Here is a 12,441-nt window from a genome sequence, read left to right as displayed (position 1 = left end):
ATGGGAAGAAAGAAGAAAAGTGTTAAAAATAAAGAAGCTACAAAAATTGAAGATAAAATAAATGAAATAGTTGAACTTGGAAAAAGGAAAAAGTATCTTTCATGGGATGATATAAACGAAATTCTTCCAATGGATATGACAGATGAAGAGGATATAAATGAACTTTTTGATGAACTTGAATATTATAATATTGACATACTTGAAGATGAAGAGGAAGAAGATGTATTTTTTGTGGAAAAAGAAAAAAAGATTGATATAGATGATGCAAGAAATCCATTAAGGTCTTATCTTAAAGGTGCAGGAAGTTATAATTTATTAACACATGAAGAAGAAATTGAAATTGCAAAAGGGATAGAAGAAGCAAAAAAACAATTAAATAAATTAAGTAAAAAATCAAATCCTTCAAAAAAACAAATAGAAAAATATGAAAAGCAATTAAATAAACTGAGAGAAAAATTGATAAATTCAAATCTGCGACTTGTTATAAATATAGCCAAAAGATACAGCAATCCAAAACTTTCTATACTTGACTTAATTCAGGAAGGAAATATAGGACTTATGAAGGCGGTGGAGAAATTCAAATACAAAACTGGTTTTAAGTTCAGTACTTATGCAACATGGTGGATAAGACAGGCAATAACAAGAGCAATCGCAGACCATTCTTCTACTATAAGAATTCCTGTTCATATGATAGAAAAAATAAATAAAGTAAAAAAAATTGAGGCAAAGTATTCACAACTTGGAGAAGAAAATGAACTGTCGGAAGAAGAAATAGCAAGGGAAATGAATTTACCTGTAGAAAAAATAAAAAATATAAAAAAATCAATGAGACCAGACCCAATTTCTATTGACTCTCCTATTGGAGATGAAGAAAGAGCAACTATAGGTGACTTTATAGAAGACAAATTCAATCCAAATCCATTGTCATATACAAGACATTCTCTTTTAAAAGAAGAAATAGAAAAAGCACTCTCAATTCTTGATGAAAGAGAAGAACTGATAATAAGATTAAGATTTGGACTTGATGGAGAAGGTTATCCAAGAACTCTTGAAGAAGTCGGACAGATTTTCAATTTAACGAGGGAAAGGATTAGACAGATAGAAGCAAAGGCAATACAGAAATTGAGAAATTCTTATAAAGGAAAAAAATTGCAAATATTTACCCACGGAATATTCGGTTCAAAGTCATTTATTAAATGAATTCTATCAAATTTCTCGGAACAGCAGGTGCAAGATTTGTTATGATTTCACAATTGAGGTATTCAGGGGGTATCTGGTTTTCTCTTGAAGGGATACAGTTTCTTGTTGACCCTGGACCAGGAACTTTATTAAGAGCGGTGAAGTCAAAACCAAAATTAAATCCTGTGAATCTTGAAGGAATTTTTCTTTCTCACAGACATCTTGACCATTCATGCGAAATAAACCTTATGATTGAAGCGATGACAGATGGTGGATTTAAAAAAAGGGGAGTTGTTTTTGCTCCATATGATTGTCTGTATCACGACCCTGTTATTCTTTTATATTGCAGGGATTTTGTTGAAAGGATTGAAATTTTAGAGGAAAAGAAAGATTATAAACTTAAAGGGTTAAATTTTGAAATACCGGTGAAACTCAGGCATGGTGTTGATACTTACGGATTCAAAATAAACTTGAAAAATACTGTTATTTCATATTTGCCGGATACATCTTTTTTCCCTGAATTAATTGATTATTATAAAAACAGTGAAATACTTATTATCAATACAGTCCTTTATGAAAAAAAAGAAAATATACAGCACTTATGTTTATCCGAAGCAGAAGAAATAATAAAAAATATAAAACCAAAAAAAGCAATTCTAACACATTTTGGAATGACAATGCTAAAAAATAAAATATGGGAAAAAAAAGACCAAATAAGTGAAAGGGTTGGAACAGAAGTTATAATTGCTAATGATGGAATGAATTTTGAATTTTAAAGGTATCCTGTATATTTTGCAAGATACTTACAATACTCAATAAAATTTTCAAAAGATATATCAGGAGGAACACCATGGTCACAGGAAGGTATATAACCTCCATCTTTAAATAAAAATGGTATGATTCTGTCCATTTCTTTTTTTAAAACATCTCCACCTTTTGCAATTTTTCTTTTATCAATTCCTCCAACATAAGCCATATTCTTACCAAATTTTTTTCTGAATTTAACAGGGTCATTTCCTGCAGCAATTTCAACTGGTATTGTGCAGTTAATTCCACTTTCTATCCATATGGGTATTATCTCTTCAATATAGCCATCTGAATCAACCATAACTACTTCACACCCACTTTTTTTCAATAAAGATGTCCATTCAACCCAGCAGGGCATTAAATATTTCTTAATCATTGAGGGAGAAATCATACTTTTTTCTTTATAAGCCATATCTTCATTTATAACAGCATAGTCAAACTGAACTTTTAAAATTAGTTTTTTTAAAATTTCAGAAACAAAATTTTTCCAGAAATTAGCCATTTCAAGAACAAAATCCTCCTTTTCTGCCATAAAAATACATAAATTTTCAAATCCACACCACTCTCTTAACTGCCAGAAAGGTCCATGGAATGATATTCCTAAAACCCAGTCCCTTTCTTTTAAAATTTCTGCTTTTTTATCAATTTCAGGGTCTATTCTTTCAGGACTCTCAGGATTATATCTTTTCTTCATATCCTCCCAATCGCTTAAATTTTCAACAGGAAATTTGTGCCATTTTCTTGTCACAAAATCCTTTGCGCTCCTTAAATATGTGAAATCGTATTTTTCATCAATTTCTACAATCTCTCCTTTCTCCGTCTGTACAATTAAGTGTCCATTTTTCTTTTCTATTACCTTTTCTTCAAATAGAGGATTCAAGAAAAACGAATAGGATAAATTAATTTTTGTTTTTTTTGGTTTTTCTATCTTTATTCCTATTTTTTCACATATATACTCAAACCAGTTAACATTTTCAGGAAGCCCTTCTTTATGCCATCTTTTTAAAGTTGATTCTCTCGGACTACCAGGTGAAAAAGGAATTTTATCTACTTTCTCAAATAATAGAGTTTTTTTATATCTTTCTCTCTCGTTCATTTTCCCTTTCTCTCAAATCTTAAAAATTGTATAATAAAAATTAAGGATATGCAAGAAAAGTTAAATTTTTTAGGAAATCTTGGAATTTTTGAAGTAAGTGAATATATAAATCAAAAAGAAAGGTTTACATCTTTTATATATCCTTCTGTATGTGGAAATAGGATTGTAAAACTTTTCAAAGTTCTTCTTACAAATAACTGTAAATTTAACTGTCTTTACTGTGCCAATAGAAGAGATAGAGATTGTCCAAGGTATAGTTTTAATGTAAGAGAACTTGCAGATATATTTTATTCTATGTGGAGAAAAGGGATTGTAAACGGACTTTTTCTATCCTCTGCAATAAATGGGGATAATAATGAAACGCAGGAAAAAATGTTAGAAGTTGTGGAAATTTTAAGAAAAAAATATAAATATAATGATTACATACATCTTAAAATTCTACCGGGAGTTGACGAATATTTAATAAAAAAGGGGAAAATTTATGCTGATAGATTGTCTTTAAACATGGAAACAGTTAATTCAGAATATATGAAAAGGATAGCAAAAGAAAAGGACTTTTCAAAAAATTTACTTTTAACCTTAAAAAAACTTTCAGACCTAAACAAAGAAAGTCCTTTAAAGAATGGGATTACAACACAGATTATTATTGGTTCTTCTGAAGAAAAAGATAGAGAAATATTAAGTTTTTCCTTTTATCTTTATAAAAATTATAATCTTTCAAGAGTTTACTATAGCGGATTTATTCCTGTTTTAAAAACACCTCTTGAAAATAAAAAGCCCTGCTCCTTAAAAAGACAGGTAAGATTGTATCAGGCAGATATTCTTATAAGAAAATATAAATTTCTACCTTCTGAAATTCCTTTTGACAGAAATGGAAATTTGTATTTAAATAGAGACCCAAAAATTCTCTGGGCTGAAAGGAATAAAGATTTTTTCCCTGTAGAAATCAACAAAGCAGATTTATATCAATTAATTCGCATTCCCGGGGTTGGAATAAAAACAGCAAAAAAGATTTTGGAAGCAAGGAAAGAAGGAAAAATAAAATCAGAAATCACATTGAAAAAAATAGGGGTTAGATTGAGAAAAGCACTGCCCTATATTTTAATTAATGGTAAAAGAATAAAGAAACAACAGGAACAAAAAGAAAAAGATTTTTATTATACAATTTTTGATGAGGTGGTTTAATATGGAAAAGAAATTTTATACAACAGGAGAACTTGGAAAAATAATTGGAGTGAGCAGAATTACTGTTTATAAATGGATAATAGATAAAAAAATTGAAGGAGTTAGATTACCTGGTGGAAGATGGGTGATTTTAAAAAAAGAAGTAGAAAGGATAATGAAAGAGAGAAAACTTTTAGGATATGAAACAGAAAAAGAAGTAAAGATTTTAATTGGAGATGATAATGTTGATATATCAAATTCTTTAAAAGAATTCCTTGAAAGAAGAAATACAAATTTCAGAATAATAACTGCTTATAATGGATTTGAAGTTGGAAAATATCTGTATTCTTTTAAACCAGAAATTTTAATACTTGATATATTTATGCCTGGTATTAATGGATTTGAGGTTTTAAATATTATAAAAAATGACCCTAATTTGAAAAATATTGTTATTATCGTTATCACAGGTCATCCGGAAGAAGAAAATATAAAAAAAGCAAAAGAAGAGGGTGCTGATTATATCTTCATAAAACCATTTGATTATAAAGAGATAGAAAAGACAATAAAAAATATAGTTCAGATTTAAAAATACTGTTCAATTTTCATTTCTCAAATTTTCATGTCTTTTTCTTTGCGAAAAAAGAGATAATAGGGTAAAATATATATATGTTCTCAAATGATAAATTCATTTTAAAATCAAAAAGGAGATAAGTATGAAGGCGCTTTTGCTTTTAGGGGGATTCGGTACAAGATTAAGACCTTTTACAATAACAACACCAAAAGCGCTTTTACCAATTGTAAATTATCCTTTTATAAGTTATCAATTTGAATTATTGAAAAACTATGGAATAGTAGATGTTGTTCTCGGAGTGGGTTATAAAGGGGATGATTTTAAAAAAGCAATAGAGATTGGAAAACAGATGGGAATTAAGGTTTATTTATCATATGAAAAAAAACCACTTGGGACAGGTGGTGGAATAAAGAATGCTGAAAAGTTTTTAAAAGGGAAAGACCCATTTTTTGTGTTTAACGGAGACGTCCTTGCAGATTTTAATCTTGAGAAAATCTTAAATTTTCATAAAGAAAAGAATGCATTTATAACAATAGGGATGATAAAAGTTCCAGACCCTTCATCTTATGGTTTAATTTTAACTGATGATGATATGAAAATAATTAAATTCATTGAAAAACCAAAAAAAGAAGAAATTATTACTGATACAGTAAATGCAGGTGTTTATATTTTTCAACCAGAAGTTCTTGAAGAAATACCAGAAAATAAAGAAGTTTCGGTTGAAAAAGAGACATTCCCTCAAATTCTTCAAAAAGGTAAAGATATGTATGGATATATTCATTATGGATACTGGCTTGATGTCGGAACAATTGATAAATATAAAAAAGGGAATTTTGATTTAATTGATGGAAAAATTGAACTTCTTTACAAAAAATCAGAAAAAAATATAGAAAAAAAAGATAATGTTTTAATTGGAAATAATGTAATCGTTGAAGGGAAGTTGATTGCAGATGAAAATGTTATAATTGGTGAAAATTCAATATTTAAGGGAAAGGTTATTATAGGTAAAAAATCATTTATAGGGAAAAATTGTATTATTGAAAACTCCATAATTTTTGGAAATGTATTTATTGGAGATGAGTGTATCATAGAAAATTCTATAATTGGAGATTCTGTTATAATCAGAAATAATTGTTTAGTTAAAAATTCTGCAATAGGCGATAATTCTTATATAAATCAATTTTCAAAAATTTCGGAATAAAAATGGAAATAGTAACAAAAACGAGATTTTTTAAACCAACTGAGTATAGTATATATAAACCAAAAATCTGTTTTCTTTCAACTTATATACCAAAACCATGTGGAATTGCTACTTTTACAAATGATTTATTAAGACATATTGACAACTATAATATTTTAATTCCATCAAAAGTTATTGCCTTAAACGGAAAAGACGACACTTATAATTATCCTGAAGAAGTTGTCAGAATTATTACTATTGAAGAAATAGAGGATTACAGAAAAGCAGGTGAATTTGTAAACGAATCTGAAATTGAAATTGTTGGGATACAGCATGAATTTGGTATATTTGGTGGAGAGTATGGAGAGTATCTTCTTGAATTTCTTGAACATCTCAAAAAACCCTGTGTAACAACATTTCATACAGTACTACCAAATCCACCCCAGAAAATGAGAGAAATTGTGAGAAAGATATCCGAAAAAAGTTCATATATTGTTGTGATGACAAATATCGCAAAAGAACTTTTAAATGATTTTTATGGAATTGCAAAAAGAAAGATAGAATTAATTTATCATGGTGTCCCTTTTTCTTATTTAAGGCCAACCAATTATTTTAAAGAAAAATTAAATTTAAATAATAAAATAGTCCTTTCAACTTTTGGACTTTTAAGCAGGGGAAAAGGACTTGAATATGTAATATATTCTCTTCCATCGATTTTAAAAGAATTTCCTGATGTTGTATATTTAATAATAGGTGCTACACACCCAAATATAGTAAAACAGGAAGGAGAAAGTTATAGGGAATTTCTGATTAAAGAATGTGAGAGATTGAATATTGTTAATAATGTAAAATTTGTGAATAAATTTTTAACTCTTGAAGAATTGCTTGATTATCTTGGAGCAACTGATATTTATATAACTCCATATCTAAACCCTGGACAGATTACAAGTGGAACTCTGTCCTATGCAATCGGATGCGGTAAGGCATGTATTTCAACCCCTTATCTTTATGCAAAAGATATTTTTGAAAATGGTAAAAGAGGGTTAATTGTGAATTTCAGGGACCCTGAAAGTATTAGTGATACAGTCCTTTATCTCTTGAAAAATCCAGAAAAAAAGAAGCAGATAGAAAGAGAAGCATATAAACTCGGACAAAAAATGACATGGGAAAAAGTTGCATGGGAATATTTAACTTTGTTTTCAAGAGTCAGTTCCAGTAGAGGAGAAAGTGCTTCTATTTATTTTGAGGATAGATTGCTTCCAATAAAACTAACCCATCTTGAAACACTTACAGATGATGTTGGAATAATACAGCATGCTAAATTTTCTATGGCTGATAGAAAAACAGGTTACACCATAGATGATAATGCAAGAGGACTTGTGGTTGTAACAAAACATTATAATATGTGTATAGACCAGAAAAGTTTAAATCTCATAAATATATATCTGAGTTTTATTTATTACATGCAAAAATCAAATGGAAGATTTCATAATTTACTCGGCTATGATAGGAACTTTCTTGATACAGATGGAGGAGATGATTGTTTTGGTAGATGTATATGGGCTATTGGGTTTCTTCTTTCAAGTGATTTTATCTACGAAAATATTAAAGGTGCAGCAAAACACATATTTGATCTTGCCTTACCCCAGATTGAAAACATCAATTCATTAAGGGGAATGGCTAATTGTCTGGCAGGACTTTACTACTACTTAAAAACCGAAAATAATGAAAGAGTAAGAGAGATTGCAAAAAAACTTGCTGAAAGAATAATTGAAAATTACCAGAATTCAAGCGAACCAAACTGGAAATGGTTTGAAAACATAATAACTTATGAAAATGCTAAATTACCATGTGGTTTGCTTTATGCCTATGAGATACTTGAGGATAAAAAATATTTTGATATTGGGATGGAAACTCTCAATTTTCTTATTGACCTTACAATCATAGAAAACAGATTTATCCCTATAGGAAATAATGGCTGGTACATAAAAGGTGGGAAAAGAGCATATTATGACCAGCAACCAATTGAAGCGGCATGTATGATTGAGGCATTAAAAAAAGCAGAAAAATTGACCGGAGATGAAAAATATGGAAACTTATCTTTAATTGTATTTGACTGGTTCCTTGGAAGAAATACTAAAGGTGAAATGATGTATGACCCTGTTACAGGTGGTTGTTATGATGGACTTTCAAAATCAGGACCAAATAGAAATCAAGGGGCAGAATCTACCATTTCCTATTTACTTGCTCGTCTTGAAATAGAAGAAATATAAAATGGCAAAGGTTATTACTTTTGGTTGTAAAGTTAACCAATATGAAAGCCAACTCATAAAAGAAAATATAGAGAAGGATGACAATTTTAAATCAGAAAATATTGTTATTTTAAACTCATGCTGTGTTACTGAAAAAGTAGAAAAAGAAGTAAAGAAAAAAATAAAAAAATTGTTAAAAGAAGGAAAAAAAATATATTTAACAGGATGTCTTATCAAAAAAAATGGTAAACTAAGAGAACTTGAAAATATAAATTTTGTTGAAAGAGATTTTTTCTTAAAGTTCAAAGATAAAATTGAACGTTTTGATGAACATACTCGTGCCTTTGTAAAAATAGAAGATGGATGTGAAAATTTCTGTACTTACTGCATTGTTCCTTTTGTTAGAGGAAAGGTTAAAAGCAGAAAAGAAAAAGATATAATTGAGGAAATAAAAAAACTTGGAGAAAACGGATATAAAGAAATTGTTCTTACAGGGATTGACCTTGGTTCTTATGGAAAAGATACAGGTGAAAAACTTCTTTCCCTTCTTGAAAAAATAGAAGAAATAAAAGAAATAAAAAGGATTAGGTTGAGTTCAATTGAAATTTATTATATTAATGAATTTTTTATCAATTCTTTAAAAAAAATAAATAAATTCTGTCCGCATTTTCATATTCCTCTTCAAAGTGGTTCAGATAGGATTTTAAATTTAATGGGAAGAAGATATACTTTTAACGATTATCTTGAAAAGATTGATATGATTAAGGAAAATATAGATAGGGTGACTTTCACAACAGACGTAATAGTTGGATTTCCTGGGGAAAAAGAGGAAGATTTTGAAAAAACTTGTATGGCTATTGATAAAATTAAATTTTTAAAAGTTCATATTTTTCCCTATTCAGAAAGAAAAAATACAGTTGCAATAAATCTTCCTGATAAAGTAGAGGAAAAAACAAAAAAAGAAAGATTTAAGAAAATTTTAAAAATTTCAAATTATTCAAGCAAAAAAGTTAAAGAAAATTTTATTGGTAAAAAACTTGAAGTTTTGATTGAAGAAAAAACTGGGAACTTCTTGAAAGGATATTCAGAAAATTATATTCCTGTAATAGTTAATTCTGATAAAAATTTAAAAAATGAAATTATTTCTGTAACTGCTGAAAAAATTTTAAAAAATTTTCTATCTGGAAAAATTATAAAAGAAAAAGGAGAATAAATAAAAATGAAAGGTATATTTATAATTCTGGGTTTTTTATTATTACTGGGTGGAATTTTTTTAACATTTAAACCAAGGTTGACATATGAAAAGGAATCCACTTCTGACATTATAGCAGTTGCTGGAATTATTTTGATGATAGCAGGGATTGTTATCCTTCTTTCTCCATTTATGAAATAATCAAAAACGGATTGATGGAGAAATCAAATTGAGTGCTTCAGTTCTTGTTCTTAAATCTCTTAAAAATATACCTCTCATAGCACTTGTTACTATTTTTGTCCCTGGTTTTTTTATCCCTCTCATTATCATACACATATGTTCTGCTTCAATTATTGCCATTGCACCCTGAGGTGTTAAAACATCCATAATTATATCCACTATCTGATTTGTCATTCTTTCCTGTAATTGAGGTCTTTTTGAAAGTACATCAACAAGACGGGCAATTTTACTTATTCCAACAACATTATTACCATCCGGTAAATAGGCAACATGTGCTTTCCCGAAAAATGGAAGAAAGTGGTGTTCACATATTGAATAAAAATTTATATCTTTAACAAGTACAAGTTCATTAAAATCCTCCTTGAAGACCTTCCCCAGAACTTTTTTAGGGTCAACATCTATTCCACTGAAAATCTCTTCGTACATCTTTGCAACTCTTTTTGGTGTATCTTTAAGTTTTTTCTTGTCTATATTTTTACCCAGTGCTTCTATTATCAGTTCCATCCCCTTTTCTATTTTCACTATGTCCATTTTCCTCTCCTTTTTCTATCCCAAGAATTTTATCAATATCTTCTGATGTCAATGTTTCTTTTTCAAGCAATTCTTTAACAAGAATATCAAGTTTATCCCTATTTTTCATTATTATTTCTTTTGCTCTTGCCTCTGCTTCTTCAAGAATCTTCTTTATCTCCTTATCAATTTCTCTTGATGTCTCTTCACTGAATTCTCTCTGCTGAACAAGGTCTCTACCAAGAAAAACTGCCTCATGGGGTCTGAAACTTATAGGACCTAAATTTTCGCTCATTCCCCACTCACATACCATTTTTTTTGCAATCTCTGTTGCTACCCTTAAATCATTTTCACTACCAGTAAATTTCCTGCCAAAAACAATTTCTTCTGTTGCCCTTCCTGCAAGAAGTGCTGCAAGTGAATTTTTATAGTATGTATCACTTTCAAGAAACCTATCCTTATCGGGAAGTATATGAGTTATTCCAAGTGCCTGTCCTCTTGGAATAATTGTTACTTTATGAACAGGATATACCTCTGGCAAACTTTTCTGAACAAGAGTATGACCTGCCTCATGATAAGCAATAATTTTTTTCTCCTCTTCACTTACATATAAACTTTTCCTTTCAACTCCCATTAAAACCTTATCCTTTGCTTCCTCAAAATCACTCATATCAATTTTTTCTTTTCCTTTTTTTGCTGCAAGAAGTGCTGCTTCATTAACAATATTTGCAAGGTCAGCTCCTGAAAGTCCCGGTGTTGCTCTTGCTATTAAAGAAAGGTCAACAGAACTATCAAGCGGTTTATTTTTTGTATGAACTTTTAAAATTTTTTCCCTTGCCTTAACATCAGGAAGTGTAACAACCACTGTTCTGTCAAATCTTCCAGGCCTTGTTAAAGCAGGGTCTAAAACATCGGGTCTATTTGTCGCAGCCATAACAATTATACCTTCATCCGTTTGAAATCCATCCATTTCAACAAGTAGTTGATTCAATGTCTGTTCTCTTTCATCATGTCCTCCTCCAAGCCCAGCAAATCTCTGTCTTCCAACAGCATCAATTTCATCAATAAACACAATACATGGAGCAAGCCGTTTTGCCTGTCTAAAAAGGTCTCTTACCCTTGCTGCACCAACTCCAACAAACATTTCAACAAAATCAGAACCACTCATACTTAAAAAAGGAACTCCTGCTTCTCCTGCAACTGCTTTTGCAAGGAGAGTTTTACCTGTCCCAGGAGGACCTATTAAAAGAACTCCTTTTGGAATTTTACCACCGAGTTTCTGAAATTTTTTTGGATTTTTCAAAAATTCAATTATTTCTTTTAACTCTTCCTTTGCTTCCTCACATCCAGCCACATCTTCAAAAGTAACTCTATTTCTTGGATTTGGAATTATAGGAGTACTTCTTGCAAAAGACATAACCCTATTTCTTTCAATATTCGCCTGTTTTATAAACATCCAGAAAATAAAAAAGAAAATCAAAGCAGGAATAATATACGGAATGAGTTCTGCTATCCAGTTACCTGGCTCATATTTAAAAGAAATATTATTATCAATTAAAATTCTGTTTAAATCAGGGTCTTCTCCAATAAAAGTATAAAAATTTCTTCCATCCTTTAATTTTCCGTAAACTATATTCTTTTTTATAGACAATACACCTTCAATATTACCTTTTTTAACCTCATTTATGAAATCACTATAAATTAAGTTTATCTTTTTCCCTTCAACTTCAGAAAATTTCAAAAGAGCAAAAATAAAAATTATAACCAGAACCCAGAATAAAAAACCTTTCAAAAAATTCAAATTATTCTTTTTCCCTTTTTCTTCCATCCTTTTTTTATCTCCTCCTTTAACTTTTTTATTATTTTTTCAGGATTTTCTGAATTTTCCACAACACTTATAACAGCCACTCCATCCGCTCCTTTTTCAATAACTTCCCCTGCATTTTCTATATTTATACCCCCAATCCCTATAAGAGGTATAGATATAATTTCTTTTATTCTTCTTAAAATATCTTTTCCAACAGGTTTTTTTTCTGGTTTTGTCGGAGATTTAAAAATAGAACCAATCGCAATATAATCTATATCTCCATTTTTAACTTCTTTTACATCTTCTATATTCCCTGTTGAAACACCTACAATTTTATCAGGTAATATTTTTCTGACACTTTCTACATCAAGATCATTTTTTCCTAAATGAACTCCATCACCTTCACATAAAAAACATATATCTACTCTGTCATTAATTAAATA

The 12,441-nt window shown here is 29.5% G+C and carries 12 protein-coding genes; 8 read left to right on the top strand and 4 right to left on the bottom strand.

The features are described 5' to 3' along the window. On the top strand, positions 1–1,200 hold the full coding sequence (locus tag PKV21_03010) for a sigma-70 family RNA polymerase sigma factor (GenBank protein HOM26460.1): 1,200 nt from the start codon (positions 1–3) through the stop codon (positions 1,198–1,200). After that, entirely contained in the window at positions 1,197–1,955 is a 759-nt protein-coding gene (locus PKV21_03005; GenBank protein ID HOM26459.1) for an MBL fold metallo-hydrolase, read from the top strand. The genes PKV21_03010 and PKV21_03005 overlap by 4 nt, the downstream gene beginning before the upstream one ends. On the opposite strand, the gene PKV21_03000 is transcribed toward PKV21_03005, so the two are convergent. After that, positions 1,952–3,082: a uroporphyrinogen decarboxylase family protein gene (locus PKV21_03000; GenBank protein HOM26458.1), complete on the bottom strand. Its 1,131-nt coding sequence runs from the start codon at positions 3,080–3,082 to the stop codon at positions 1,952–1,954. The genes PKV21_03005 and PKV21_03000 overlap by 4 nt on opposite strands. Before the next feature lie 48 nt (positions 3,083–3,130). On the opposite strand from PKV21_03000, the gene PKV21_02995 reads away from it, so the two are divergent. The 6 genes from PKV21_02995 to PKV21_02970 all read left to right on the top strand — a co-directional run bounded on the left by PKV21_02995 (position 3,131) and on the right by PKV21_02970 (position 9,642). Continuing rightward, positions 3,131–4,267 (top strand): radical SAM protein, encoded by a 1,137-nt coding sequence (locus PKV21_02995; protein ID HOM26457.1) that lies wholly within the window; start codon positions 3,131–3,133, stop codon positions 4,265–4,267. Between the two features lies 1 nt (position 4,268). Then, positions 4,269–4,832 (top strand): response regulator, encoded by a 564-nt coding sequence (locus tag PKV21_02990; protein HOM26456.1) that lies wholly within the window; start codon positions 4,269–4,271, stop codon positions 4,830–4,832. Between the two features lie 127 nt (positions 4,833–4,959). Beyond that, entirely contained in the window at positions 4,960–6,018 is a 1,059-nt protein-coding gene (locus PKV21_02985) for an NDP-sugar synthase (GenBank protein ID HOM26455.1), read from the top strand. Positions 6,019–6,020: 2 nt separating this feature from the next. Then, on the top strand, positions 6,021–8,270 hold the full coding sequence (locus tag PKV21_02980) for a glycosyltransferase (GenBank protein HOM26454.1): 2,250 nt from the start codon (positions 6,021–6,023) through the stop codon (positions 8,268–8,270). Between the two features lies 1 nt (position 8,271). Continuing rightward, entirely contained in the window at positions 8,272–9,462 is a 1,191-nt protein-coding gene (locus PKV21_02975; protein HOM26453.1) for a MiaB/RimO family radical SAM methylthiotransferase, read from the top strand. 6 nt (positions 9,463–9,468) lie between these two features. Beyond that, positions 9,469–9,642, top strand: coding sequence for a hypothetical protein (locus PKV21_02970; protein HOM26452.1), 174 nt, complete (start codon positions 9,469–9,471; stop codon positions 9,640–9,642). Here the strand turns inward: PKV21_02970 and folE are convergent, their stop codons facing one another. The 3 genes from folE to PKV21_02955 all read right to left on the bottom strand — a co-directional run. Beyond that, positions 9,643–10,212, bottom strand: a complete 570-nt coding sequence (gene folE, locus PKV21_02965; protein HOM26451.1) for a GTP cyclohydrolase I FolE — start codon at positions 10,210–10,212, stop codon at positions 9,643–9,645. Beyond that, on the bottom strand, positions 10,157–12,019 hold the full coding sequence (gene ftsH / locus PKV21_02960) for an ATP-dependent zinc metalloprotease FtsH (GenBank protein ID HOM26450.1): 1,863 nt from the start codon (positions 12,017–12,019) through the stop codon (positions 10,157–10,159). Before ftsH ends, folE begins: the two co-directional genes overlap by 56 nt. Next, positions 11,989–12,441: thiamine phosphate synthase (locus PKV21_02955; GenBank protein ID HOM26449.1), on the bottom strand; the 453-nt coding region annotated here is incomplete at its 5' end. The genes ftsH and PKV21_02955, both read right to left, overlap by 31 nt.

It is taken from the genome of bacterium (assembly GCA_035371905.1).
Lineage (GTDB): Bacteria > Ratteibacteria > UBA8468 > B48-G9 > JAFGKM01 > JAMWDI01.
This window is presented reverse-complemented; position numbering and strand designations above follow the sequence as displayed.